The organism is Sphingomonas sp. Leaf198 (assembly GCF_001424005.1).
In the GTDB taxonomy this organism is placed as follows: domain Bacteria; phylum Pseudomonadota; class Alphaproteobacteria; order Sphingomonadales; family Sphingomonadaceae; genus Sphingomonas.
In genome coordinates this window covers 336,522-360,962 of sequence record NZ_LMPX01000004.1, presented here as the reverse complement: position 1 = coordinate 360,962, position 24,441 = coordinate 336,522, and the positions used below count along the sequence as shown (strand labels likewise).

Genomic DNA, 24,441 nt, shown 5'->3' with positions numbered 1-24,441 from the left:
GTCTTCCTCTTCGAGCGCCGTCCGGATCGATCGCTCTCTCCTATAATAGGGGGGAAGCGTACGGGCCGGTTCCCGACGCGATCTTTTGGAGCACACGCGGACCATGACGCTGGCCGAACCGCCCGAACTCAAGCGCTATTCCGGCATCGAGCGCGCCGCCGCGCTGATGCTGACCCTCGGCAAGGAGCATGGCGCACCGATCTGGGATCAATTGTCGGTCGAGGAGGTCAAGGACCTGTCGTCGGCGATCGCCCAGCTCGGTCGCGTGCCGTCGCATGTCGCCGAGCACCTGCTCGTCAGCTTCACCGGCGAAGTCACCAGCATGAACGCGCTCCACGGCTCGTACGAGACCGCCGAACGCCTGCTCGACGGCGTGTTGCCGACCGACCGCGTCCGCGAGATCATGGAGGACATCCGTGGTCCCGCCGGCCGGACGATGTGGGACAAGCTGTCCAACGTCAGCGAGTCGGTGCTCGCGCGCTATCTCAAGAACGAATATCCGCAGACCGTCGCGGTCATCCTGTCGAAGCTGAAGCCCGAAAACGCCGCCGGCGTGCTCGCGCAATTGCCCCAGGACATCGCCACCGAGGTCATCCAGCGGATGTTGCGGATGGAGACCGTCCAGAAGGACGTGCTGCTCCAGGTCGAGCAGACGCTGCGCAGCGAGTTCATGAACAACCTGTCGCGCGCGCAACGCCACGATCCGCACGAGGCGATGGCCGAGGTGTTCAACGCGATGGACCGGTCGACCGAAGAGGCGATGCTCTACGCGCTCGATGAACACGCGCCCGAGTCCGCCGAGCGGATCCGCGCGCTGATGTTCACGTTCGAGGATCTCGGCGGGCTGGTCCCGCAGGCTGCCGCGGTGATCGTCCGTCAGGCCGACAAGCGACAGATGGCGCTGGCGCTCAAGGGAGCCACCGACGAAATCCGCCGCCTGTTCCTCGGTACGATGACCGAGCGCTCGGCCAAGCTGATGCGCGAGGACATGGCCGCGATGGGCCCGGTGCGCGCGCGCGATTGCGAGGAAGCGCAGACCGCGCTCGTCCGGCTCGCCAAGCAGCTCGCCGACAGCGGCGATATCCTGCTGGTCGATCCGAAGAGCAACGATGCGATGATCGTCTGAGATCATGGACGCAGCCTTCCACATCCGTCCGTTCGCGTTCGATCGCGTGTTCGAAACCGCCGTTCCGCTCCGTACCGCGCATGCGGAGACCGAGGACCTCCAGCTGATGATTGCGACGCTGGAGGCCGAACTCGCGCTCGCCCGTGCCGATTGCGACCGCCACGTCGCGGTCGCCCGCGCGGACGGGTTCGACGCAGGGCTCGCCCAGGCGCAATCCGATCGCGATACCGCGCTGCTTGCCGCGGTCGACGCGCTTCATGCGACAATCGAAACGGTCGAGGCGGAGCTCGAAAGCGTGGCACAGGAGGCCGCACGCGAGGCGGCGTCGGTCGCGATCGTCGCCGCGGAACTGCTCGCCGGTCGCGCGCTCGTCGAATATCCCGGCGGCGCGATCGACGCGGCGATCGGCCGCGCGCTGCAACAGGTCGCCCGCGGGCAGGAGATCGGCGTCGCCGTCGCACCCGATCTGGTCCCCGAGATCGAACGCCTCGTGGCGATCCGCCAGAACGGCGACCGCCGCCATCTCGCGTTGACCGTCCACGCGGATGCCGCGCTGGCGATCGGCGACGCGCATATCCACTGGGATCGCGGCGGCGTCGTCCTCGAAGCCGCGACGCGCATCGCCGCCGTCGAAGCAGCGCTCGGTCCGGTCCTGGAACGCGTCGACGGCTGATCCTGCATGCTCCCCCGCCAGGGGGGGTGGCACCAAAGGTGTCGGAGGGGGAGGACACGGAACAGAGGTTTCCCTGTCCTCCCCCTCCGTCTGGCAAGCGCCAGCCACCTCCCCCTGGCGGGGGAGGATCGAAATTCGACGCCTGTGGATCGATCCGTCGTAGAGCGTCCTCGTCATCCCCGCGGAGGCGGGGACCCAGATGCTCCGGTCTTGGCGATCATGTTCGGAAGCCTGCCAGTATGGGTTCGCGCCTGCGCGGGAATGACGAACCATCGCACCGCCCGGCCTGACGACGCCGCTTCAGACGACCACCCGATCACCGGTCGGCAAAAGTTTCCGCCCGGCAAGAACTGCCGCCTCGCGTCTCTCCTATAATGAAATCAGGCATTGCTGCCGTTTCGAATGGGGTTTCGCTTGGATCAGATACGGACAGTGTTGGGGCAGATCGGTCGCCAGCGCCTGCTCCTGATGGGAGGAATCGCTGCTGCGCTGCTCGCCGTTCTCGCGGTGGTGGCGACGCGCGGCGGCGACTCGACGATGGGGTTTCTCTACACCGACCTCGACCCGAGCGCGGCACAGTCGATCGCCGAAAAGCTGAAGGCGCAGAACGTCGCCTTCCAGCTGTCGGCCGACGGCACCTCGATCATGGCGCCCGAGGACAAGCTCGCCGAACTGCGGATGGGCATGGCCGGAGAGAAGCTGGGCGGCAAGATCGGCTACGACGTGCTCGACGAGGAGGAGCCGTTCGGCGTCTCCGCGAGCCGCGCCAAGATGAACGAGACGCGCGCGATCGAAGGCGAACTGGCGAAGTCGGTGGAGACGCTGCAGAGCATCTCCCGCGCGCGCGTCCATATCGTCATGCCCGACCGCGCGATGTTCGCAACCCAGACCACCAAGGCGAGCGCCGCGGTCACCGTCAAGACCAAGGGTCGGCTCGGAGCCGAAGCGGTCCAGTCGATCCGCTACCTCGTCTCGTCCTCGGTGCCCGACCTGTCGCCCGAGTCCGTCTCGATCGTCGATCAGACCGGCGCGTTGCTCGCCCGCGCGGGCGACGCCGGAACGATGGGATCGAGCGACATCGACGAACGTCAGGCGACCGTCGAGTCCGGCATGCGCGACGAGATCGAGGCGATGCTCGCGCCGATCGTCGGCCAGGGCAAGGTTCGCGCCGAAGTCTCCGCCGAGATCGACCGCGACCGCACGCAGGAGGAATCCAACGTCTTCGATCCCGACAAGCAGGTGATCGCGCATCAGGTGTCGGTCTCCGGCAAGGATCAGAACGCCGACACGCAGGCCGCCCCGCAAGGCGCCAGCATCGCCAGGCAGCTCCCCGACGCACAGCCCCAGGCCGGCGGCACCGGGACCAACCGCAGCGAAGCGCATGACGAGACGTCGGAGGATACGACCTACGACAACAGCAAGACGCACAGCGTCGTCGACCGCGCGCCCGGCCGGATCAAGCGGCTGTCGGTCGCAGTGATGGTCGATGGCGGCGCCAAGGGGCTGCCCGCGGCGCAGATCCAGCGGCTGACGCGGCTGGTCGAGAATGCGGTCGGCGCGGACACCGCACGCGGCGACAGCGTCGTGATCGAAAGCATGGCGTTCGCCGCCGACGACAGCCTCAAGGATACCGACTCCGGCTTCCTGTCGCGGCTGCCCGTCGATCAGCTGTGGATGCTGGGCAAGCTGTTGCTGATCGCCGGGGTCGGGCTGGTCGCGCTCAGGATGATCCGGCCGCAGGCGAGCGGCGAAACCGGCACTGCGGCGGAGCGCCTGCTCACCGCGCAGACCGCGGAGCTGGCCGCGTTGCCCGACCAGTCCGGCGCCGTGCCGGGCAGCGTCCAGCGCCCGCTGCTCGAAGCCAATGGCCCCGCGCTCGATGAGGAAATCGCGCTCGCGCAGGTCGATGGCCAAGTCAAATTCGGCGCGCTTCGCCGGGTGGGTGACGCGATCACCGCGGCCCCGCCCGAAGCCGCCGCCGTAATTCGCCAATGGATGAACGCATGATGGATACGCAGATGACCAACCCCGTGCCGCATCTTACCGACCCCGACGACATCGTGCCCGTCGCGTTCCTCGAGGAGTTCGACGACCCCGCCGATGTCGCCGCCGCGGCGATGTCCGGCAATGCCGATCTCCAGGCGGTCTTCGACGTGCCGGTCAAGGTTCACGCCGTCCTCGGCCGATCGAAGATGCTGATCGGCGACCTGCTCAAGCTGAAGGCCGGTATGGTCGTCGAACTCGATCGTCGCGTCGGCGAACCGGTCGACATCTTCGTCAACGATCGCCTGATCGCCCGCGGCGAAGTGGTGCTGATCGACAACATGCTCGGCATCACGCTGACCGAAATCCTCCAGCAGGAAAATCGCGCGTGATCCGCACCGGCGACGACCCCCATCTGCTGTTGATCGGTGCGGATGCGGTCCTGAAGATAGCCGCGCAGATGGCGCGCGACAACGGTGCGACCGTCTCGATCGCGGACGATATCGATACGGCGCTGGCGATCCTGCGCGAGACCAGCGTCGGGCTGGTGATGATCGACGTTGCCGCCGATGTCGCCGGGTTCATCACCAGCCTCCGCATCGAGGCGTTCGTGATGCCGGTGATCGCCTGCGGGATCGACGTCCAGGCCGAGCAGGCGGTGGCCGCGATCCGGGCGGGTGCCCGCGACTACGTCTCCTTGCCGCCCGACCACGCGCTGATCGCCGCGATCCTCACCAACGCGGCGGCCGCACCACCGGGCACGCTGATCGGCAAGGACCCGAGCTTCGTCCGTGCGGTCGGCTATGCCTGGTCGATCGCACCGAGCCGGATCGCCTTGTCGATCGTCGGTGAACCCAAGACCGGGCGGACGATGCTCGCGCGCTCGATCCACGCCATCTCCGGACGCACCGGGCGGTTCCTGATCGTCGACGCCGCGCACGGCACCCCGACCGCGATCGAAGCCGACCTGTTCGGCCGCGCGGCCGGTGGCGCCCTGCCGCCGCGGCGGGGCAAGCTCGACGAGGCACGCGGCGGCACGCTGTTCCTGCGCGAGGTCGACCGCCTGCCGCTCGACACGCAGACCCGGCTCGCGCACGCGCTAGCGTCGGGCTATGCCGACACCCGGATCATCACCTCCGCGCACGCCGATCTGGCGGTGTCCGCCGCCGCCGGGACGGTCCATGCAGACCTCGCCGCGCGGCTCGGCACGGTGCGGATCGCACTGCCGCCGCTGCGCGACCGGGTCGGCGATATCCCCGCGCTGGCGGCGCATTTCGCCGAGCAAGCCGCCCGCGTGGAGCAGATCGCGGTCCGCCCGATCGCCGACTCCGCGCTCGCCTTGCTCGCGCGCCACAGCTGGCCGTGCAACGTCCAGGAACTCGAGGATGTCGTCCACCGCGCCACCGTGCTCGCACGCGGCCCGGTGGTCGGTCCCGACGATCTGGTGCTCGCCGACGGCACGCGACTGGCACGCACCACCGACGAGGCGACGCCCGGCGTCGACCGTCTCGTCGGCCATACCGTCGAGGATGTCGAACGCGCGCTGATCCTCAAGACGCTCGAACGCTGTCGCGGCAACCGCACCTCCGCATCGGGGATCCTCGGCATCTCGGTCCGGACGATGCGCAACAAGCTGAAGAGCTTCGTCGAAGCGGGGATCGCGATCATCCCCGCCACCTGATCCGGCCCGCTACCTGCCCCCTGCCCCCTCCATCTGATCCGGACCCGCATCGCCATGCCGCCAGTCATCGCCAATTTCCTGCAGCGCATCGGCGCCAATCGCGACATGGCGCTCGCGGTCGGGGTGATCGCGATCATCGGCATGCTGATCCTGCCGATGCCCGGCTGGATGCTCGATCTCGGCCTGGCGCTGTCGATCACGCTGTCGGTCATGATCCTGATGACCGCGCTGTTCATCGACAAGCCGCTCCAGCTGTCGGCGTTCCCGACGATCCTGCTGATCTCGACGATGCTCCGGCTCGGCCTCAACCTCGCCTCGACGCGGCTGATCCTCGCGCATGGCCATGAGGGCTCGCACGCTGCCGGCGGCGTGATCGCGGCGTTCGGCGAATTCCTGATCGGGGGCGAGACCGTGATCGGCCTCACCATCTTCGCGATCCTGATCGTGATCAACTTCGTCGTCATCACCAAGGGCGCCGGGCGTATCGCCGAAGTCGCCGCGCGTTTCAGCCTCGACGCGATGCCCGGCAAGCAGATGGCGATCGACGCCGATCTCAACGCCGGCACGATCGATGAGCGCCAAGCCAAGGAACGCCGCGCCGAAGTCGAAGCCGAGAGCGGGTTCTACGGCGCGATGGATGGTGCGTCGAAGTTCGTGAAGGGCGACGCGGTCGCCGCGTTGCTGATCACCGCGATCAACGTCTTCGTCGGCCTGATCATGGGCGTCGCGGTCCACGGCGTACCGTTCGGCGAGGCGTTCCACACCTACACTCTGCTGACGGTCGGCGATGGCCTGGTCAGCCAGATCCCCGCGCTGATCGTCTCGATCGCCGCCGGCCTGCTCGTCTCGAAGGGCGGCGTCGCGGGCAAGACCGGCGCTGCGCTCGGCGACCAGCTCGGCCGCTATCCCAAGGCGTTCGGGATGGTCTCGGTGATGATGGGGATGCTGGCGATCATCCCCGGCCTGCCGTTCATCCCGTTCGCGGTGTTCTCGGCGGCCTGCGGCTGGGCGGCGTACAAGCTCGATCGCGATGCGCGCACCCGCGTCGTCCAGGATCGCATGGACAAGGCCGCGGCGGATGCCGATGCGATGCCCGACGAGGAACCGATCTCGCGCACGCTGGCGATCGACGCGGTGCGGATCGAGATCGGCTATGCGCTGCTGCCGATCATCAACGACGAACGCCGCGAGCCCCGGCTCGACGATCAGGTCCGCGCGCTACGCCGGCAGATGGCGGTCGATTTCGGCTTCGTGCTGCCATCGGTACGGATCCTCGACAACATGGCGTTGAAGCCGAACGAATACGTCGTCCACATCAAGGAGACCGAGGCCGCGCGCGGCGAGATCCGGCTCGATCGCCTGCTCGTGATCAACCCGCCGCAGGACTCGCTGTCGCTGCCGGGCGAGGCGACCCGCGAACCCGTGTTCGGCCTGCCTGCGCTGTGGATCGACCGCGAACTGCGCGACGAGGCGGGGATGCGCGGGCTGACGGTGGTCGATTGCGGCACGATCATCACCACCCACCTGACCGAGCTGGTGAAGGACAACATCGCCGACCTGCTGAGCTATACCGAGACGCAGAAGCTGCTCAATGAAGTCCACAAGGAGTCGGAGAAGCTCGTCGCCGATATCGTGCCCGCCAAGATCAGCGTGTCGGGCGTGCAGCGCATTCTCCAGAACCTGCTCGCCGAGGGGATCTCGATCCGCGACGTGCCGACGATCCTCGAGGGTATCGCCGAGGCGGCGCCGCTGACTGCCAACATCACCCAGATGACCGAGCATGTCCGCGGCCGGCTGGCGCGCCAGATTTCCGCGCAGCAGACACGCGAAGGAGCGATCCCGATCGTTACGCTGTCGGGCGAGTGGGACGAGGCGTTCGCCGAAAGCCTGGTCGGGCAAGGCGACGACCGGCATCTGGCGATGGCGCCGTCGAGCCTGCACGCGTTCCTCGCCGCGATCCGCGAAACCTTCGACCGGCTCGCGACCGAGGGCGAGATTCCGTGCCTGCTGACCAATCCGGCGATCCGGCCGTTCGTCCGCTCGATCATCGAACGCGTCCGCCCCGCCACCGTCGTCCTCTCGCAGAACGAAGTCCACGCGAGAGCCCGCATCCGCTCGCTCGGGGTGGTCGGGTGACCGCCGCGCCCGACAGCCCGCGAACCGCCTATAATAAGACCATGATACGCCGATCACCGCGTCGAGGACACGCATGACCCCGCCGAGCTTCTCCGTGTTGCCAGGTCTCGACACCGTCGCGGTTGCCGGTCAGCGGCCGGCGACGTCGCCCGGCGTAGGCTTCGACGCGGCGCTCGCCGGAACGGGGTTCGGCCCGACGAAGACCGGGCAAGGGTCGCGTAGCGCGACGACTGCCGACGCGACGTCACAGCTGCCCTTCGCCGCCGCCCGATCGGGTGGCGCACCGATAGTGCTGGCACAAACGGCGACGGCGTCGTCGCCCCCCGCCGCGCGGCTGATCGCTGACACCTACGGGCTCGCGACCGCTATGCCCGCGACGTCGCCTCTCGGCGCGCCGTTGGTCCCTGCCCCGCCCAGCCCGGCGACGGCCGCTTCGAATGCAGAAGGCTCGGCCCCCGTGCCGAGTGACGCGAGGACGGATTCGACGGACGCAGCCGTGTCGCCCGCTATCGCTACGCCTGCGCCAACCGCCAAACTTGCACTCATCGACCTCGCGGCGGCAGCTATCGGCGATCGACCATCGCAGACCGCGCTGCCCGCAACAACGACGCCAATCGAGGCCAACGCTAAGCCGTCCACGCCGACGACTAATGGTACCGGCGACGCAGCCTCGCCTTCTATCGCCGCGAAGCCCGCGCCGGGATCGGCGTCGGCGAACGCGATATTGGCATCGAAAACCGCTTCGCCGCCGTCTCCGAAATCGGGGCCAATCGCGCCCGCGACGGCACCGTCGACTTCGGTGCGCGGCGCGATCAAGAACACGCCGGCCTCCGACGACGAGACCGTGGCGGATCGCACGCTGCCGTCGACGACACAGCCTTCGCCCGCGATCGCAACAGTTCCGGTCCTCACCGCGGCGGCGTCCGCCAACCCCGCAACGACGCCAGCTCCAACGGCGGCAGTCCCGGCTGCTGCCGCTGCGATAACGGGACGTCCCGTCACAGCGACACGCGGCGGGAAAGCCGGCGTGATGCAGACGGTGCCGGACGAAAAGACCGCCCCCGTATCCGCACCGAATGCCGAAAACCTGGGCACCGCAGAGAAGACGCCGGCACCCGACGCGTCGGCGCCACTTGCGGCAGTCCTCGTGACACCACCGGCAAACGCCCTGGCGCAGATGGCTGCGCCGCATCAGGCCGGCGTCAATCTCCGCTCCGACGACGATACAACGCCCCCATCGCCAAGTGCCGGTCGGACCACGCCACGCTCGATCGCAGCCTCGCGCAATGCCGACGCGGTGACGCAGGCGGACCCCACGGACTCCGTCACGCCCTTTGCGCCGTTGTTGAAAACCGACGCTCTACCTGCCGGTACCCCGATCGTCGGACAGCAGGCGGACACCGCTACGGCAATGCCGTCCGCGGTCACGCCCCCGCACGCCCAAGCCATACCGACCGCGGCAAGCGCCCAGCCGCTCGCCACCGCGTCGACACCGCCCCCCGCCACGCCCACCGTTACCGTCACGCCCACCCCCGGCCAGATGGGCCACGACATGGGCGTCGCGATCGCGCGCCACGTTCGCACCGACGGTGGCGAGGCGATGACGGTACGGCTCGATCCGCGCGACCTGGGCCGGATCGAGGTGCGGATGCATTTCGACGACGACGGCGTGCTGCGCGCGGTCGTCTCGGCGGATAACCCCGCCTCGCTCGACCTGCTGCGCCGCGACAGTGCCGATCTCAACCGTGCGCTCGGCGATGCCGGCGTCCGCGCGGATCAGCAGAGCCTCCGCTTCGATACGCGCGCCGGGACCGGTGGCGGCAACAACGGCACGGCCGACGGCCAGCCGCGCCAGCACCAGCCCGCGAGCCCCTATTATTCCGATGAAGTCGACGCCGATGGCGGCGCCGACGTCGATCCCGTTTGGCGACCGCTCAATCCGCGCGGCCGCATCGACCTGATGGCCTGAGGATAACAGCATGACAGTTTCCACGATCGGCACCGCCCTGACCGCGCAGGATAAGAACGGCACGGTCTCGGGCGCGACCTCCGACTTCAACCTGTTCCTGAAGCTGCTGACGACGCAGATGCAGAACCAGGATCCGCTGAAGCCGATGGATTCGACCGAATACACGCAACAGCTCGCGCAATACACGCAGGTCCAGCAGACCACGAAGCAGACCTCGACGTTGCAGGAGATCCTGACTCAGCTGTCGACGCAGAACATGGCGCAGGCCTCGGGCTTCATCGGCCGGCAGGCGTCGTTCGACACGCCCGTCTCCGGCCTGTCGTCGACCGGCCCTGCGCAATGGGGGTACAAGACCGATCGCGCGATTACCACGCTGACCGCGACGTTCGCGGACGCGTCGGGCAAGACCGTCGCGACGCGCGATATCGCGCCCGACGGGCTGACCGGCCGCGTCGCCTGGGACGGGACGCTGGCGAACGGATCGAAGGCATCGGACGGCGCCTACACGCTGTCGCTGACCGGCATCGATGCGAACGGCCAGGCGGTGCCGGTCGGCATCACCAGCACCGGCCTTGTTCAGGACGTCGTCGGCGGCGGCGCCGGCGGCTCGGTCACGCTCGGCGTCAACGGCACGCAACTGCCGATGGACAAACTGATCCGCCTCACCGCCAGCTGAGATCCACCGGACCGGCCGTCAGCGAGCCCCGGCGTGTCCCCGCACGCCGGGGCTTTCACATGTCCGCGACTGTTGCGAGCGCATGCGACGCCAAGCCTCTCGGAAAACGGTCGCGGCGTCCAGAGTCTCCCTCGTCATAGGATCTGGCAGGCGTAAGCTAAATGGCCGGATTGGGAAGGAAAGCGGACCGTCCGCTTTGCGGCACCAAATCTATGTAAACGGCTGATCGCCGGGCGATCGGGTGCCGTGAGCCCAAGCGGTGCAGCGGGCGTCTGAGTGTCCGCGAGTGTCCGATCGCCGCTGTGCCATCGGTGCATTACCCCGATGTCGGAGTGGCGACCGCGTGTTTGCCACGGGTCGCCCCTGCCGTTATTAGCTTGACGCGAAAGCTTATTGCCTCTGCGAGCCTTACAACCGAGCGGGAGCAACTGCCCCCCTGAATCACGCTTCGGCTTCATCCGAAGCGCCTTCGATCCGGTCAGGCGATCATAGCCGCGTCACGAATGCCCGACGCTTAATCCTCCACCGAAGTTGGGCCCGTTTTTCGAGTGCGCCGGGTCGTTTTCCCAACAACGCGTACTACCTTCGGTGCCGGCTCTTGTTTTGGCTTGGGCTCGGGCTTCGGTTCCACGTCCGCGGGCGGCGTCAAAGAGATGAACGTGTCGCGCGCGACGTTGCCGACCTTATTGGTTGCGTAAGCGTCGAAGGATCCGCCGATAATGCCGCCCAGCAGCGGGATGGCCTTACCTAGGTTGATGACGCCTTTCTCGCCGAACTTGGTGATAAGCCTGAAACCTACCCGCTTGTTGATCTCGATGAGCGTCTTTCCCGGAATGTTTTTGATCGCGTTCGTGGCCAGCTTTCCGCCCACGGTGATTCCGAAGTTCTTTGCCACGTCCTTGGCGCTGTTGGCGACCAAGCACGAATAAACCAGTGTCTTCACGCGATCATCTTTGATGTTGTGCCCGCCCATGTGAGCGATCGCCGCTATCATCCGGATCTGCACGTACAGCACGCTGGTGATATTTGCGGGCAATGCGACGGGAAGGGTGATCAGACCTCCCAGACCGGAAAGGAATCCGGACGTCCCTGCTTTAGCATTTTGAAACCGGATGAGCGCGTTGACCTGATCAATGCGAGCAGCGTCCCCCTTCATATAGCTTTCGGCCATTTCGAACGCGGAGTCCAAGCCGGCGACCCCGTTCACCGACTTGTCGTAGGCCCAATCGAGCGCCTGCTCGATCTTCTCTTGACTGATTAGCTGCATGCATACCCCCTTGTTGTTCGGTTACTGTAGGTCACGAGCCGGAACTTGACCAGTTTGTAGAGCGGTCGCTGCCCGGAATTAGGTCGGGCAGAGTAGCGGTCGCAACGACCCCACGAACCCTGTGTGTCCCGAGGCGCCTGTCCGCTATCCGCCGCCCGTGCGGCCTCGATAGTTAATCCCACCCGTCAGTAGCCGGCGGGATCGAGATGAACGAACGGCTGCTTCTCGCTTTGGGTTTTCGCTCATCGAACGACAGTTCTTGGGCGAAGCCTGACGGAGCGGGCGGCAAGCGACGGGCGCACCGCGTAACCAAGGCCCCGTGCCATTCACTCCTTCCGCTGCTTGTGGGGCCACTTCTTTCTGACGGAGGAGCCTACATGGGCGTTGTTAATGTCGACTTGGCATGCCGATCGGGGTGCCTGCCCCGAAGCCCGCAGACGCACGAAAGCCCGCGTCCCTGATGGGGGACGCGGGCTTTCTGTTCAGCCTTGCGGCTAAGCCTCGATCAGAACTCGTTCCAGTCGTCGTCCGAACGGACCAGCGCCGGGATCGCGGCCGCCGGCAGCGGGCGGACCGGCGAGGCATAGCCTGCGCCCGGCTGGCTCAGCGCCTTGCCGAAGGTCTGCTGGATCTTCGCGCGTGCGCCGCTGTTGCCACCGCCATTGCCGACGTTGAAGCGGCTGGCCTGATCGGCAAGGTTGCCGACTTCGCTCGCCAGGTTGCGCGCGGCGGCCGAAGTTTCCTCGACCATCGCCGCGTTCTGCTGCGTCGACTGGTCCATCGTGCCGATCGCCGCGGAGATCTGCGTGATCGCCGCCGACTGCGCCTGGTTGTCCGCCGCCATCGTCGCGAGCAGCTCGTGCACCTGGCCGACGTCACCCGAGATATTGGCGAGCGCGCCGTCTACCTTCTGCACCGCTTCGACCGCGGTGACGATATCGGTCTGCGTGACCGTCAGCTGGTCGCGCGCACGCTTCGCTTCTTCCTCGGCGCGCATCGCCAGGGCCGAGACGAGATCGGCAACCACCGCGAAACCGCGCCCTGCGTCACCCGCACGACCGGCCTCGACCGCGGCGTTCATCGCCAGCACGCGCGTCTGGAACGCGATCTTGTCGAGCCCTTCGATGACGCTGTCGATGCCCTTGGCGCTCTCCGAAACACGCCCCATCGCCTGGACCGCTTCGTCGGCGACCGCACGGCCACCACCGACGGTGGCGATCGCCTGGTCGGCGCGCTCGACGGTCTGCGTCGACGCCGACGCACTCGCCTTCAGGCGGCCATCCATCTGCGTGACCGAAGCCGCGGTCTCCTCGAGCGAGGCGGCGTTGCTTTCCGTACGGCGTGCGAGATCTTCCGACGCCTGCGCGATTTCGCCCGAGCCGGTACGGATCGTCATCGCACTTTCGCTGACCGAGCTGATCAGCCCGCGCAGATTGTCGAGCGCTTCGTTGAAGTTGCTCTTCAACGCGCCGTATTCAGGCGGGAAGTCGGCCTTGATTGCCGCAGTCAGGTCACCTGCCGACAGTTCGGACAGATGCGTCGACACGGTGTCGACGACCATCTTCTGTTCGGCATCGGCGCGTGCCTTGGCGGTGTCGGCGGTGTCCTTGGCGATGCCGTTCTCGCGGAACACCTTCACTGCATTGGCCATCGCACCGACTTCGTCCGCACGATCCGTGCCCTCGACGTCCTTGGCATAGTTGCCACCGGCAATGTCGCCCATCTGCGCCTGGAGACGATTGAGCGGCCCGGTGATCCCGAAGCGCGTGATCAGCATCGCCAGACCGACGCCCGCAATGATCGCGATGATCGCGACGATATACAGCATGCTGACCGTCGCCATGCTCACGTCGGTCAGCTTGGCCGACTCGACCGATGCCTGATCGGCGTTACGATCGACCAGCGACAACGACTTTTCGAACGTGGGCGTCATCACCGCGTCCGCCTGGCCGAGCACGGCGATCGCCTCGCCCGCACGATTCTGCGCGCTCAGCTGGTTCGCGCGTTCGACCAGGGCGCGGACCTGCTGCATTCCGCGCAGGGTCTCGTTGAGCTCGGCGACGGCCGGCGGGTTGGCGACCTTGCCGCGTTCGAGATCGGATGCGATCTTGTCGGCATCGACCTGGAATTTCGCGAGCGTCTTGCGCCCCTCCTCGCTGTTCGCGCCGACCACGGCGATCTTGTAGCCGTCGTACATCATCGCGTTCATCCGGGTGTTGCCCCGCGATCGGAACATCGTGCCGGTCAGCTTCTGGTCGATCAGCCGTGAATACGACGCATCGACCGTCGCGATCTTGGACGATCCGAACCACGCTATCGCCAGCGTGATACATCCCAGCAGCACGAGCAAGGACACGACCTTGGTCGAGATCTTCGCGTTGTTGAGCATTCCCATTTAACGTCTCTCCTGTTCGACCTTGGCCACGCGGAAGATCGCGCAAAACCTCGGACTGTTATGAATTCGTTCGACCGGATGGCCGTGCGGCTACAGCTTCATGCTGATCCAGCCGCTCAGGCAGTCGGAATTGTCGAACCCGCTGCGCGTCAGCACCGATCGTGCGATCAGATGTTCGTAGCGACCGGTGATCGAGACCCGCGGCGCAACCGACCAGACGAGCTGCGCGCGGGCGACGTCAGCGACGTGCATGCCGCGCACCGATTGCGTGCCCGCATAGGCGCGCCCGCTCGCCGCATAGACGGCGTCGTCGACCTTCGCCCGCCACACCCGCTGCGCTTCGACGGTGAGGCGGACGCGGGTGATCGGCGACAGCGTGAAGTTGGGCGCCACCGCGACGAAATTGGTCGGCGAAAAGGCATCCTGATAGCTGAAATAGCCGCCATCAAGCACTGGTGCCGCCGCGTTGTGAAGCGAACCGTTCCGATAGGCGCCGCCGCCCGATCCGTAATCGACGTGCAGGCCGATCCGCGGTGACGTTCCCGCGTCGCCGAGCCGGACGGTCTGCGCCGCGAACACGTGCCACGCGTCGATCGCGCGCGGGCCGAACCGACCGCTCTGCCGATTGGCGCTCCAGTCGAGCGTCACCCGCCCGGCATCGCCCCACAGTCGCAGCCCGTAGAACCGGCGTGCCTCGCGCGCTGTGTCGCTGCCGAAGGTGACCGCGTCGCGGCGCAACCGCCACACGAAGGGCTCGAAATACAGTTTCGATCCACCGAACCAGCTCTGCGGCAGGACGATGCCGGTCGTGACGCCCGAGAAACGCCGCGCATGATCGACGCGATCGTCGCCGGTGCCGCCGTTACCGTAGCGCGTGAACCGCAAGTCGAACACGTCGGCGCGGACCGCGTGGAAATGCGCCCAGCCGCGTGCGCCGTTCAGGACGACCTGGATGTTCCCCGCATCGCCCTGGCTGACCAGCACGCCAGGCCCGTCCGCGAAGATCTGGCGACCATAGCGGACGCCGACATCGCCGCCGTCCAGCGCGGTCGAAACCTCGGCGAACGCCTGCTGGACGATCAGCGTGTTGCGCATGTTCGCGCCCGCCTGCGTCGCACGATCGCCGGCGACACCGCCATGCGCCAGTTCGCCGTAAAGGCGGACATGCGATCCCAGATGGAGATCGCTGCCCGCGAACAGCCGCAGCTCGCGCTGCCGGATCTTCTCGGCGTCGCGCGCACCGGGATTGGTGACGGTATCGACGCGGCCACGGATTTCGCCGGACAGTGTCAGATAGACGTCGTCGCGGCCAGCGATCGGGATAAACTTCAGCCGATCGAGCGGATCGTCGCGCAGCGCGGGATCGCGGTACCGCGTCCAGTTTTCCGCCCAGCGCGCGATCGCATACCCCGCGCTCACCGCACCATCGCCCGCCGCTTCGGCCGGATAGACCGTGGCGATCGGAGTCGCCCGCGTGGTGGTCTGCGCGGCGGTATCGGGCGTCGCCGTCGCGACCACCGAATCCTTGGCCTGGGCCAGAACCGGCGTCGCGGAGATCGGGGAGAGCGCCAGCAGCAACGCGATGCGGGCCAGGGTACGAGAGACCATGGCGAGGCCTTTTGGGTGGGAGGGTGTGTCTCCTTCATGATAGGACGCGCGCGGATTATTCGGGTGCGAAGGGAACAATTGTTAAAGTTGCGCGTGTTGCCCGCGGCTTAGGCCAGAGCTCGATATCCGATCTTTATCAGACGCACGAAAGCCCGCGTCCCTGGTTGGGAACGCGGGCTTCCTGTTCAGCCTTGCGGCTAAGCCTCGATCAGAACTCGTTCCAATCATCGTCCGAACGGACCAGCGCGGGGATCGCCGCGGCCGGCAGCGGCTTGACCGGCGAGGCATAGCCTGCGCCCGGCTGGCTCAGCGCCTTGCCGAACGTCTGCTGGATCTTCGCGCGTGCGCCGCTACTTGCGCCGCCATTGCCGACGTTGAAGCGGCTCGCCTGATCGGCGAGGTTGCCGACTTCGCTCGCCAGGTTGCGCGCGGCTGCCGAGGTTTCCTCGACCATCGCCGCATTCTGCTGCGTCGACTGGTCCATCGTGCCGATCGCTGCGGAGATCTGCGTGATCGCCGCCGACTGCGCCTGGTTGTCCGCGGCCATCGTCGCGAGCAGCTCGTGGACCTGGCCGACGTCGCCCGAGATATTGGCGAGCGCGCCATCGACCTTCTGCACCGCTTCGACCGCGGTGACGATATCGGTCTGCGTCACGGTCAGCTGGTCGCGCGCGCGCTTGGCCTCTTCCTCGGCACGCATCGCCAGCGCGGAGACGAGATCGGCAACCACCGCGAAACCACGCCCTGCGTCACCCGCACGACCCGCTTCGACCGCGGCGTTCATCGCCAGCACGCGCGTCTGGAACGCGATCTTGTCGAGCCCTTCGATCACGCTGTCGATGCCCTTGGCGCTCTCCGAAACACGCCCCATCGCCTGGACCGCTTCGTCGGCGACCGCACGGCCACCACCGACGGTGGCGATCGCCTGATCGGCGCGCTCGACGGTCTTCGTCGATGCCGACGCGCTGGCTTTCAGGCGGCCATCCATCTGCGTGACCGAGGCTGCGGTTTCCTCGAGCGAAGCGGCGTTGCTTTCCGTGCGGCGTGCGAGATCTTCCGACGCCTGCGCGATTTCGCCCGAGCCGGTGCGAATGGTCAGTGCGCTTTCGCTGACCGAGCTGATCAGCCCGCGCAGATTGTCGAGCGCCTCATTGAAGTTGCTCTTCAACGCGCCGTATTCGGGCGGGAAGTCGGCCTTGATCGCCGCGGTCAGGTCACCCGCCGACAGTTCGGACAGATGCGTCGACACGGTGTCGACGACCATCTTCTGCTCCCCATCGGCGCGTGCCTTGGCGGCGTCGGCGGCATCCTTGGCGATGCCGTTCTCACGGAACACCTTAACCGCCTTGGCCATCGCGCCGACTTCGTCGCCACGGTCGATCCCCGTCACGTCCTGCGTATAGTCGCCGCCGGCGATCTCGCCCATCCGGCTCTGCAGTCGGGCAAGCGGGCCGGTTATGCCGGTGCGCGTGACGATCAGCGCAAGTCCGACGCCAGCCACCACACCGATGATGCCCATCACGATCAGCATCGTCGACGTCGAGTTCGCGACGATCGTAAGTTCGTCTGCGGCCTTGTTGGCCGCCTCGATCCGCGAGTCATTGAACGCCACGAGTTCAGCTGTGAATTTCGCGATAAGAGGACGAGCCTCGGCAATGACGGCTGCGGCTTCCTCGTTACGGTTCTGCAAACCCAAGGCGGTGGCGCGCGATGTCAGCGCGTGGACCCTGTCGAGTTGGCCGACAAACGTCGTCATCTGAGCTTTAAGCGCCGGATCCGCCTTCTCGACCGTACCGAAAAATTCGCGCGCAGAATTGTAGCTGGACTGTTCGCTTTGCGCGGCCTCCCGGGCCTCCGGTGTGGTGCCATTATAGACCGTGGTTGCAAAGGCTCCGTTGGTCATCTGCACGACCATCCGGCTCGCTCGGACCATCTTGACGGTGTTCGCCATCGTGCCGACCATTTCGGTATTGGCACCATCGGCGATGAGGATCTGACGCGACCCGCTCCAGGCGATGAACATCGTGATCACGCCGAGCATCAGCAGCAACGAAACGATTTTCGTCGGTATCTTGATATTGTCGAGGAATTTCATGTGGATCTCCAAGAGGCTCCCGCCCCGTACACTCTGATTTATAGGGGGTCGCCGGACCTACCGGTCGCAGCGGCGCGGCATTGTCGCGGTGACGTGTCGGAACGGCGTCGCGGTGGGTCAGAAATGGCCGTTGATCGAGATCGGCGTGGCCTGCTCGCTCGACAGCAGCGTACCGCGGACGCCGTACACCGCACTCTTCGCGCCGGTCAGACGCCGCGCCTCGGCGGCGATCGCCCCCATGATTTCGTCGCACATCGCGATCCGCCGCTCGAGCAGGTTCGCGTTCACGCCCAGCCGGCGGACCAGCGTCTCCAGCAACGACCGGATTTCGTCCTGCTCCTCCTCGGGCAGGTCGTCGAGCCAGCGCGGCCGCTCGCGCGCGAGCCGGATCGATTCCGCCTCGACGATCCCCGCCAGCCGTATCTTCGCGGCGACGAGTTCGGGCAGGTCGCTGGCATTGGCCGGGCGAGTCAGCCGGTCGTTTTCCTCGTCCAGGATCATCGCCAACGACGTCAGGCTCTTGACCAGTTCAATCACGCGTCGTTCCTCCCTGCAATTTGATGATCTGCGCCATGACGGCGGGTGCCAGACCGATGCCGCCCTTCGCCGCGATCGCGGTGCCGAGCTTTTCGGCGAGCACGCCGCGGAACATTTCCTCGCCGTGACCACCCCCGAACGGACCGTCGGTCTCGACCGTCTCCATCATCATCTGGGTCATCTGGCCGAGGAACACCGCCTCGAACGATTTCGCGGTCTTCGCCTCCGTACCCTTCGCCGCTGCGGAAGGCGGCGCTTTCGGCGTGACGGACGGTATTGCGACCGGCGTTGCTGTAATGGTCGTATCGATCGGCATCACTGGACCTCGATCTCGGCCTGGAGCGCGCCCGCGCTCTTGACCGCCTGGAGAATGGTAATGAGGTCGCGGGGCGACACGCCGAGCGTGTTGAGCCCACTGACCAGCGATTGCAGCGAGGCCGAACCGCCGACCATCGCCAGCGACGCGCCGCCGCCATCGTCGACCGCCACGCGGGTTCGTGGCAGCACCACGGTCTGCCCGTTCGAAAACGGCGCGGGCTGCGACGCGACCGGGGTCTCGCTGACGCTGATCGTCAGCCCGCCTTGCGCGATCGCGACCGGACTGATCCGCACATCGGCGCTCATCACGACGGTGCCCGACGCCTCGTTGATGACGATCCGCGCGGGCTGATCGACCGCGATCGGCAGATTCTCGATCTCGCCGAGCAGGTCGACCGAGTCGCCGGTAAACGACGCCGCCGGCGCGATCTCGACCGTGCCGGGATCGAGCACCTTGGCGGTCCCGGCGAACCGGCCGTTGATCGCCACCGCGATATGCCGCGCGGTCGTGAAATCGGGATTCTTGAGCGCAAGCTTGAGGCTGGTCGCGGAGCGCAGCGCGTAGGGCACCTCCTCCTCGACGATCGCGCCGCCGGCGATCCGTGCCGAGGTCGCGACGCCGCGGCTGACGCTCGCGCCGGCCCCCTGCGCCTTGAACCCCGACACCGCGACCGGCCCTTGCGCGACCGCGTAGATCTTGCCGTCGAGCGCGCGCAGCGACGATACGAGCAGCACGCCGCCCTGCAAATTGGTGGCATCGCCGAGCGCGGCGACCTGGACGTCGATCGTCGAGCCCTTGCGCGCGAACGGCGGCATCGTCGCGATCACCGATACCGCAGCGACGTTGGCTGGCTTCATCGAGGAATCACGAACGTTGACGCCCATCCGCTCGAGCATCGCCTGCAGCGATTCTTCGGTGAACGGCGCGTTGCGGACCCGGTCGCCGGTGCCGGCAAGGCCGACCACCAGCCCGTAGCCGACGAGCTGGTTCGACCGCACGTTCTCGACATCGACGATGTCTTTCACGCGCGTGCCCGCCGACGCCGGCACCACGCCAAGCGCAGCAGCCAGGGCGGCGCAGATCAGAGAAACAAGACGGAGGCGCATGGCCGGGGCTTTCGCGAGACGTTGGACATCAAATTTCTTATAGGATAGGAATGGCGCCCGCCGACCGAAGGGACGAATAATGCGGATCGACGGCATCACGCCGCTGCTCCAATCGATGCTCGCCGACACGCGCACCCGCGATGGTTTCGCGCTGCCTGCCGCTGTCGCCTCGGCCGCCGCGGCCACCGCCGAGGCACCGCCATCGACACCCCCGCCAGTGGTCCCGACATCGGCGACCTCGGTTCAGATGATGGTCGCGCTCGCCGCGGTCGATCCGGTCTCGGAACGTCGACGGAAGATCGCGGTGGAGGCCGATCGCGGCCTGACGTTGCTGGAGCGGTTGCGCGACGATCTTGCGCACGGTGCCGCCCCTCCCGAACGCGTGCAAGAGCTGGCGACGTGGGTCGAGGCGTTCGTCGTGCCCGACGATGCCGCCGTGACGCCCGAGTTCGCAAAGGTCGCACGCGACCTGGAAGTGCGCGTCCGCGTCGAACTCGCCAAGCTCGACCTCAACGCCTGACGTAACGCGCGCAGCCTAGCGCAGCCTAGCGCAGGCGCTTGGCGATCCGCATCACGTAGCCGATCACCTCGGCGACCGCCGCGTAATGTTCGGTCGGGATCGGCCGGTCGATCTCGACGCTGGCGTACAGCGCGCGCGCCAGCACACGATTTTCGACGATCGGCACCCCCGCCTGCGTCGCGATCTCGCGGATTTTGAGCGCGATCGTATCGACACCCTTCGCCACCACCACTGGCGCGCCCATCCGACCATGGTCGTATTTGAGCGCGATCGCATAATGCGTCGGGTTGGTGATGATCACGCTGGCGCCCGGCACCGCGGCCATCATCCGCCGCCGCGACCGCTGGATCGCGATCGAGCGGATCTTCGCCTTGATCTTGGGGTCGCCCTCGCTCTGTTTGTGCTCGTCCTTGATCTCCTGAAGCGACATCTTCAGCTTCGAGAACCAGGTGCGGCGCTGCCAGAGCAGATCGGCCAGCGCGATCGCGCCGACCGGTACCGCGACCGTCTTGACGAGCATCACGACCAGCCCCGCGGCGGTCGTCCCGATATCCGCCGCATCCGCACCGACCAGGCTGTCGAGCGCGTTCGCGCGCGGCCACAACGCCCACACCGCGACCCCGACGATCACCGACAATTTCGCCAGCGTCTTGGCGAACTCGACCAGCGCCTGCTTGCCGAACAATTTTTTGGCGCCCGAAATCGGCGACAGCTTGCTCCATTTGGGCGAGACCCGCGACCACGAGATCGTCGGCCGCCCGTGCATCACGCCGCCCAGGATCGCGAACGCGACCAGCGCGCCGAACAGCGGGGCGAAGACCACGCCGATCTGAAAGATGATCCCGCTGGCGATATTCTGCGCACCGTCCGGCGCGAGCGAATAATCCTCCGCCTGTCCCCACAGCCGCACCAGCATCGTCGCCAACCGCGAGAATGCGTGGACACCGAGACCACCCATGACCGCCAGCATTGCCGCGAAGATCGCCGCATGCCGCATCTCCGGCGCGCTCGGCAGATCGCCCTTCTTGCGCGCATCCTCGAGCCGCTTGCCGGTCGGGTCATGCGTCTTCTGGTCCTTGTCCGCCATCGATCAGCCCCAGCCCGCCTGGATCCAGCTGCCCATCGACGCTGCGAACACGGTCAGCATCACGCCAAGCAGCGTCGAGAACAGCGCGAGGCCGAACAGCAGGTTGAGCGGTTGCGCGACGAAGAAGATCTGGATCGCGGGGGCCAGCCGCGCCGACAGGCCGAGCGCGACGTTGAAGACGATCCCGTAGACGATCATCGGCGCGGCCAGGCTGACGCCGAGCGCCATCGACCGGCTGACGGTCTTGACCGCGAGCGCGGCGAAATCGCCCGCTGCCGGCACGCCGCCGACCGGGAACACATCATAGGACCGCACGATCGCGGCGATCCAGAGATGATGGACGAGCAGCGCCATGCAGATCACGCCGGCGGCGACGCCGACGAATTTCGACAGGATGCTGGCCTGCCCGCCCTGCGAACTGTCGGCGACGATCGCCGAGGTCAGCCCGACCTGGAGGCTGGCGATCGACCCCGCGATCGCCATCGCCATGAACATGATCCGCACCAGCATGCCGAGGCCAAGGCCGGTCAGCAACTCGCACAGGATCACGCCGGGGAGCGCATCGATGTTCTGCGTCACCGACTGGACGTGCGGCGACAGGATACCCCACAGCCCGGCGGTCATCCCGAACGCGATCATCAGCCGGATTCGCGCTGGGATCGCATCCTCCGAGAAGACCGGCAGGACCATCAGCACCGCGCCGACCCGCGCGAACAGCACGAGAAACGCGACCGCCCAGATCGGGATGCCGTTGAGCGTGTCAGCCATGGATGATGCGGTCGGCCACGAGGTGCGTGAAATCGGCCATCGCATGCCCCATCATCGGCAAGGTGAGCATCAGCACGACGCCCATTGCTACCAGTTTCGGGACGAAGGTCAGCGTCTGTTCCTGCACCTGGGTCAGCGCCTGCATGAGGCTGACCGCGACGCCGACGATGAGCGCGGTCAGCAGCAACGGTCCGCAGACCGTCAGCACGACGACCAGCGCGGACCGCGTGATTTCGATGACGTCGGTCGGCGACATGTCAGATCTGCATCCGCATGATGTCGGAATAGGCGCTGACCACGCGGTCGCGCACCGCGACGACGGTGTCGAGCGCGGTTTCCGCCGCGCCCATCGCGGTGACGACGTCGATCAGGTCGCCCTTGCCCGCGACCTGCTTCGCGCTCGCGGACTCGGCGGCGCGCATCGAGCCTGCCGCATCGCCGACGAGATGTTCGACCATGTCGCCGAACCCGCCCGCACCCGTGCTCGCGCCGACGCCGCCGGCCTTGCCGAGCAGCCCGCCCGAGTCCTTGCCGATACCAAGCGCCCGGCCATAGGCGGAGGTCGCATCCAATGCTCCGATGGACATCGTTGTTCGTCCTTACTTCAAAAGGTCTATGGTGCGCATCGTCAGGCTCTTGGCCGCTTCGATGGCGTTGAGATTGGCTTCGTAGGCGCGCTGCGCGGCCTTCATGTCGGCCGCTTCGATCAGCGGATTGACGTTCGGCATCAGCACATAGCCCTTGGCGTCGGCCGCCGGACTGCCCGGCTGATACGCACGCTGGAAAGCGGTCTTGTCCGCCTCGACCGAGCGGATCTTGACGCCGTTGGTGCCGTTCGCGCGATCGACGTCGGCACTGAAGCTCGCGACCCTACGGCGATAGGGATCGCCGCCGGGCGATGCCGATACGGAATCCGCATTGGCGAGGTTTTCGGCAATGACGCGCATCCGCAACGACTGCGCGCGCAGTCCGGATGCCGACACCTGTACCGCGTCGGTCAGGTCCATGATTGTCTCCGTCGGGCGCCGTGATGACACCCACCTTTCCCTAATAGGCAAAAAGTTCCGGCCCCGGTCGGGACCCGGCAATTCTTTCCTATGATGGCCTCAAGGAAGGAACATTCATGTCCGTACTCGAGGATATCACCATCGATCTGTCGATCGTCCTGGGATCGACCAATCTGCCGATCCGCCAGATCCTGGCGATGGGGCGCGGCGCGATGATCGCGCTGGATTGCGGTCACGACGACCCGACCCTGGTCTATGTCAACGGCAAGCTGGTCGCGAAGGGCCGCGTGCTGGTCGACGAAGACCAGATGTCGCTCGAAGTGACCCAGGTCATCCCGCGGGAGCATCGTTGATGGATATCGCCGCGCTGCTGCGGACGATGGGCGGTCTCGGCGTCGTGCTGGGCATGCTCGCGGCCGCGCTGTGGCTGGTCCGCCGCTACGATATCGCGCTGCCCGGCCGGGTCGGCGTCAAGCTCGGCCGCCGCGTCGAGCTGGTCGAACGCATCCAGATCGACGGCAAGCGGTCGATCATCCTCGTCCGCCGCGACGACCGCGAACATCTGTTCGTGCTCCACCCCGACCGCGCCACGATCCTCGAAACGCGCATCGTTCGCGCGGACGAGGAGGCGCAGGCGATCGCCGATCTCGAACAGGCGGAAGGCTCGCACAGTCCCGTGCTGTGCAAGTCACTCGAAGAGGCGTGGTTCAATGCGTAAGCGCAGCGCACTCGCACTCATCCTCGGCGCGGCGATGCTGTTCGCACCGACCGCGGCGATGGCGCAGAGCGCATCGGTGACGTTCGGCCAGGGCAGTCTGTCGGCGCGCGCGATCCAGCTCATCCTGATGCTCACGGTGCTGAGCCTCGCGCCGGGCATCCTGATGACGGTCACGTCGTTCACCCGCATCGTCGTCGCGCTGTCGCTGCTCCGCACCGGTCTCGGCGCGCAGGGCGTGCCGCCCAACCCGGTCATCATCAGCCTTTCGCTGTTCCTGTCGTTCTTCGTGATGGCGCCGACCTTCGAACAGGCGTGGCACGACGGCGTCCAGCCGTACACCGCAGGCAAGATCCAGGAGACTCAAGCGTTCGACCGGACCATCGAGCCGTTCCGCCGCTTCATGCTGTCTCAGGTCCGCGATCAGGATCTCGCGCTGTTCACCGAACTCGCGCACAAGCCGCCAGTCGCGCGGGCAGACACCGGCCTGTCGACGCTGATGCCGGCGTTCATGATCTCGGAATTGCGCCGCGCGTTCGAGATCGGTTTTCTACTGCTGATCCCGTTCCTCGTGATCGACCTCGCGGTTGCGGCAGTATTGATGGCGATGGGCATGATGATGCTACCACCGCCAACGATATCGCTACCAATGAAGATCATCTTTTTTGTCTTGGTCGACGGATGGGCTCTAGTCGCCGGATCCCTGGTAAAAAGCTTCGGCACAGGCGTGTAAGGAATTTATTTACAACCTATGTTAATAACATAAATTAGAT

Annotated in this window: 26 protein-coding genes; 12 read left to right on the top strand and 14 right to left on the bottom strand. The window is 66.5% G+C overall.

Annotation, left to right across the window (positions count from 1 at the left end; translation table 11 throughout):
- The first annotated feature begins 103 nt into the window (after positions 1-103).
- The 6 genes from ASG20_RS17035 to flhA all read left to right on the top strand — a co-directional run bounded on the left by ASG20_RS17035 (position 104) and on the right by flhA (position 7,599).
- Positions 104-1,126 (top strand): flagellar motor switch protein FliG, encoded by a 1,023-nt coding sequence (locus ASG20_RS17035; protein WP_056055622.1) that lies wholly within the window; start codon positions 104-106, stop codon positions 1,124-1,126.
- A 4-nt stretch (positions 1,127-1,130) separates the two neighbouring features.
- On the top strand, positions 1,131-1,799 hold the full coding sequence (locus ASG20_RS17030) for a FliH/SctL family protein (RefSeq protein WP_056055619.1): 669 nt from the start codon (positions 1,131-1,133) through the stop codon (positions 1,797-1,799).
- Positions 1,800-2,213: 414 nt separating this feature from the next.
- Entirely contained in the window at positions 2,214-3,806 is a 1,593-nt protein-coding gene (gene fliF / locus ASG20_RS17025; protein ID WP_056056055.1) for a flagellar basal-body MS-ring/collar protein FliF, read from the top strand.
- Positions 3,803-4,174, top strand: a complete 372-nt coding sequence (gene fliN / locus ASG20_RS17020; RefSeq protein ID WP_231420814.1) for a flagellar motor switch protein FliN — start codon at positions 3,803-3,805, stop codon at positions 4,172-4,174. The genes fliF and fliN overlap by 4 nt, the downstream gene beginning before the upstream one ends.
- Positions 4,171-5,463 carry a sigma-54-dependent transcriptional regulator gene (locus tag ASG20_RS17015; protein ID WP_231420815.1) on the top strand — a complete coding sequence of 431 codons (1,293 nt, stop codon included), beginning with the start codon at positions 4,171-4,173 and terminating at the stop codon, positions 5,461-5,463. The genes fliN and ASG20_RS17015 overlap by 4 nt, the downstream gene beginning before the upstream one ends.
- Before the next feature lie 54 nt (positions 5,464-5,517).
- Complete coding sequence (gene flhA, locus ASG20_RS17010) at positions 5,518-7,599, top strand: flagellar biosynthesis protein FlhA (RefSeq protein WP_056055616.1); 2,082 nt, start codon at positions 5,518-5,520, stop codon at positions 7,597-7,599.
- Between the two features lie 129 nt (positions 7,600-7,728).
- On the opposite strand, the gene ASG20_RS17005 is transcribed toward flhA, so the two are convergent.
- Together ASG20_RS17005 and ASG20_RS17000 are read right to left on the bottom strand one after the other, a co-directional pair.
- Positions 7,729-7,947, bottom strand: coding sequence for a hypothetical protein (locus tag ASG20_RS17005; RefSeq protein WP_056055612.1), 219 nt, complete (start codon positions 7,945-7,947; stop codon positions 7,729-7,731).
- A complete protein-coding gene (locus ASG20_RS17000) occupies positions 7,948-8,511 on the bottom strand; it encodes a hypothetical protein (protein WP_156364400.1) in 564 nt (187 codons plus the stop codon). It abuts the gene before it with no gap.
- Positions 8,512-8,629: 118 nt separating this feature from the next.
- On the opposite strand from ASG20_RS17000, the gene ASG20_RS16995 reads away from it, so the two are divergent.
- Both ASG20_RS16995 and ASG20_RS16990 read left to right on the top strand, forming a co-directional pair.
- Positions 8,630-9,568, top strand: a complete 939-nt coding sequence (locus ASG20_RS16995) for a flagellar hook-length control protein FliK (RefSeq protein WP_056055606.1) — start codon at positions 8,630-8,632, stop codon at positions 9,566-9,568.
- A gap of 10 nt (positions 9,569-9,578) precedes the next feature.
- Positions 9,579-10,244: a flagellar hook assembly protein FlgD gene (locus ASG20_RS16990; RefSeq protein WP_056055603.1), complete on the top strand. Its 666-nt coding sequence runs from the start codon at positions 9,579-9,581 to the stop codon at positions 10,242-10,244.
- 514 nt (positions 10,245-10,758) lie between these two features.
- Here ASG20_RS16990 and ASG20_RS16985 read toward each other — a convergent pair.
- The 7 genes from ASG20_RS16985 to ASG20_RS16955 form a co-directional block, all read right to left on the bottom strand.
- On the bottom strand, positions 10,759-11,511 hold the full coding sequence (locus tag ASG20_RS16985; RefSeq protein WP_082471035.1) for an EcsC family protein: 753 nt from the start codon (positions 11,509-11,511) through the stop codon (positions 10,759-10,761).
- A 505-nt stretch (positions 11,512-12,016) separates the two neighbouring features.
- On the bottom strand, positions 12,017-13,906 hold the full coding sequence (locus ASG20_RS16980) for a methyl-accepting chemotaxis protein (protein WP_056055599.1): 1,890 nt from the start codon (positions 13,904-13,906) through the stop codon (positions 12,017-12,019).
- A gap of 90 nt (positions 13,907-13,996) precedes the next feature.
- Complete coding sequence (locus tag ASG20_RS16975) at positions 13,997-15,514, bottom strand: alginate export family protein (RefSeq protein WP_082471034.1); 1,518 nt, start codon at positions 15,512-15,514, stop codon at positions 13,997-13,999.
- A gap of 208 nt (positions 15,515-15,722) precedes the next feature.
- Positions 15,723-17,609 (bottom strand): methyl-accepting chemotaxis protein, encoded by a 1,887-nt coding sequence (locus ASG20_RS16970; RefSeq protein ID WP_056055596.1) that lies wholly within the window; start codon positions 17,607-17,609, stop codon positions 15,723-15,725.
- A gap of 117 nt (positions 17,610-17,726) precedes the next feature.
- Entirely contained in the window at positions 17,727-18,146 is a 420-nt protein-coding gene (locus ASG20_RS16965) for a hypothetical protein (RefSeq protein WP_056055591.1), read from the bottom strand.
- Entirely contained in the window at positions 18,139-18,462 is a 324-nt protein-coding gene (locus tag ASG20_RS16960; RefSeq protein ID WP_056055589.1) for a rod-binding protein, read from the bottom strand. The genes ASG20_RS16965 and ASG20_RS16960 overlap by 8 nt, the downstream gene beginning before the upstream one ends.
- Positions 18,462-19,571: a flagellar basal body P-ring protein FlgI gene (locus tag ASG20_RS16955; RefSeq protein ID WP_056055584.1), complete on the bottom strand. Its 1,110-nt coding sequence runs from the start codon at positions 19,569-19,571 to the stop codon at positions 18,462-18,464. The genes ASG20_RS16960 and ASG20_RS16955 overlap by 1 nt, the downstream gene beginning before the upstream one ends.
- Positions 19,572-19,650: 79 nt before the next feature.
- On the opposite strand from ASG20_RS16955, the gene ASG20_RS16950 reads away from it, so the two are divergent.
- A complete protein-coding gene (locus tag ASG20_RS16950; RefSeq protein ID WP_056055577.1) occupies positions 19,651-20,091 on the top strand; it encodes a flagellar assembly protein FliX in 441 nt (146 codons plus the stop codon).
- Positions 20,092-20,116: 25 nt separating this feature from the next.
- On the opposite strand, the gene flhB is transcribed toward ASG20_RS16950, so the two are convergent.
- The 5 genes from flhB to flgC are packed head-to-tail and all read right to left on the bottom strand — an operon-like array spanning position 20,117 to position 22,953.
- The gene (gene flhB / locus ASG20_RS16945; protein WP_056055574.1) at positions 20,117-21,178 is read right to left on the bottom strand and encodes a flagellar biosynthesis protein FlhB; all 1,062 of its coding nucleotides are present in this window, start codon (positions 21,176-21,178) and stop codon (positions 20,117-20,119) included.
- A gap of 3 nt (positions 21,179-21,181) precedes the next feature.
- Positions 21,182-21,946 (bottom strand): flagellar biosynthetic protein FliR, encoded by a 765-nt coding sequence (gene fliR / locus ASG20_RS16940; protein WP_056055571.1) that lies wholly within the window; start codon positions 21,944-21,946, stop codon positions 21,182-21,184.
- On the bottom strand, positions 21,939-22,202 hold the full coding sequence (fliQ, locus tag ASG20_RS16935; RefSeq protein ID WP_056055568.1) for a flagellar biosynthesis protein FliQ: 264 nt from the start codon (positions 22,200-22,202) through the stop codon (positions 21,939-21,941). The genes fliR and fliQ overlap by 8 nt, the downstream gene beginning before the upstream one ends.
- Position 22,203: 1 nt before the next feature.
- Positions 22,204-22,533: a flagellar hook-basal body complex protein FliE gene (locus tag ASG20_RS16930; RefSeq protein WP_056055566.1), complete on the bottom strand. Its 330-nt coding sequence runs from the start codon at positions 22,531-22,533 to the stop codon at positions 22,204-22,206.
- A gap of 12 nt (positions 22,534-22,545) precedes the next feature.
- Positions 22,546-22,953, bottom strand: coding sequence for a flagellar basal body rod protein FlgC (gene flgC, locus ASG20_RS16925; RefSeq protein WP_056055562.1), 408 nt, complete (start codon positions 22,951-22,953; stop codon positions 22,546-22,548).
- Positions 22,954-23,069: 116 nt separating this feature from the next.
- Between flgC and ASG20_RS16920 the strand changes: the two genes are divergently transcribed.
- Genes ASG20_RS16920 through fliP form a run of 3 tightly spaced genes read left to right on the top strand, consistent with a single transcriptional unit; the run spans position 23,070 to position 24,401 of the window.
- Positions 23,070-23,306, top strand: coding sequence for a FliM/FliN family flagellar motor switch protein (locus ASG20_RS16920; RefSeq protein WP_056055559.1), 237 nt, complete (start codon positions 23,070-23,072; stop codon positions 23,304-23,306).
- Positions 23,306-23,671 (top strand): flagellar biosynthetic protein FliO, encoded by a 366-nt coding sequence (locus ASG20_RS16915; RefSeq protein WP_121885450.1) that lies wholly within the window; start codon positions 23,306-23,308, stop codon positions 23,669-23,671. Before ASG20_RS16920 ends, ASG20_RS16915 begins: the two co-directional genes overlap by 1 nt.
- Complete coding sequence (gene fliP, locus ASG20_RS16910; RefSeq protein WP_056055556.1) at positions 23,664-24,401, top strand: flagellar type III secretion system pore protein FliP; 738 nt, start codon at positions 23,664-23,666, stop codon at positions 24,399-24,401. Before ASG20_RS16915 ends, fliP begins: the two co-directional genes overlap by 8 nt.
- Positions 24,402-24,441: the final 40 nt, after the last annotated feature.

Coding starts and splice junctions, on each gene's coding strand:
- ASG20_RS16985 (WP_082471035.1), bottom strand. CDS start 11,511: ATGCAGCTAATCAGTCAAGAGAAGATCGAGCAGGCGCTCGATTGGGCC.
- ASG20_RS16970 (WP_056055596.1), bottom strand. CDS start 17,609: ATGAAATTCCTCGACAATATCAAGATACCGACGAAAATCGTTTCGTTG.
- ASG20_RS16980 (WP_056055599.1), bottom strand. CDS start 13,906: ATGGGAATGCTCAACAACGCGAAGATCTCGACCAAGGTCGTGTCCTTG.
- fliQ (WP_056055568.1), bottom strand. CDS start 22,202: ATGTCGCCGACCGACGTCATCGAAATCACGCGGTCCGCGCTGGTCGTC.
- flgC (WP_056055562.1), bottom strand. CDS start 22,953: ATGGACCTGACCGACGCGGTACAGGTGTCGGCATCCGGACTGCGCGCG.
- ASG20_RS16920 (WP_056055559.1), top strand. CDS start 23,070: ATGTCCGTACTCGAGGATATCACCATCGATCTGTCGATCGTCCTGGGA.
- ASG20_RS16975 (WP_082471034.1), bottom strand. CDS start 15,514: ATGGTCTCTCGTACCCTGGCCCGCATCGCGTTGCTGCTGGCGCTCTCC.
- ASG20_RS16990 (WP_056055603.1), top strand. CDS start 9,579: ATGACAGTTTCCACGATCGGCACCGCCCTGACCGCGCAGGATAAGAAC.
- ASG20_RS16955 (WP_056055584.1), bottom strand. CDS start 19,571: ATGCGCCTCCGTCTTGTTTCTCTGATCTGCGCCGCCCTGGCTGCTGCG.
- fliN (WP_231420814.1), top strand. CDS start 3,803: ATGATGGATACGCAGATGACCAACCCCGTGCCGCATCTTACCGACCCC.
- fliP (WP_056055556.1), top strand. CDS start 23,664: ATGCGTAAGCGCAGCGCACTCGCACTCATCCTCGGCGCGGCGATGCTG.
- flhA (WP_056055616.1), top strand. CDS start 5,518: ATGCCGCCAGTCATCGCCAATTTCCTGCAGCGCATCGGCGCCAATCGC.
- ASG20_RS17030 (WP_056055619.1), top strand. CDS start 1,131: ATGGACGCAGCCTTCCACATCCGTCCGTTCGCGTTCGATCGCGTGTTC.
- ASG20_RS17035 (WP_056055622.1), top strand. CDS start 104: ATGACGCTGGCCGAACCGCCCGAACTCAAGCGCTATTCCGGCATCGAG.
- ASG20_RS16950 (WP_056055577.1), top strand. CDS start 19,651: ATGCGGATCGACGGCATCACGCCGCTGCTCCAATCGATGCTCGCCGAC.
- ASG20_RS16930 (WP_056055566.1), bottom strand. CDS start 22,533: ATGTCCATCGGAGCATTGGATGCGACCTCCGCCTATGGCCGGGCGCTT.
- flhB (WP_056055574.1), bottom strand. CDS start 21,178: ATGGCGGACAAGGACCAGAAGACGCATGACCCGACCGGCAAGCGGCTC.
- ASG20_RS16915 (WP_121885450.1), top strand. CDS start 23,306: ATGGATATCGCCGCGCTGCTGCGGACGATGGGCGGTCTCGGCGTCGTG.
- fliR (WP_056055571.1), bottom strand. CDS start 21,946: ATGGCTGACACGCTCAACGGCATCCCGATCTGGGCGGTCGCGTTTCTC.
- ASG20_RS16960 (WP_056055589.1), bottom strand. CDS start 18,462: ATGCCGATCGATACGACCATTACAGCAACGCCGGTCGCAATACCGTCC.
- ASG20_RS16995 (WP_056055606.1), top strand. CDS start 8,630: ATGCAGACGGTGCCGGACGAAAAGACCGCCCCCGTATCCGCACCGAAT.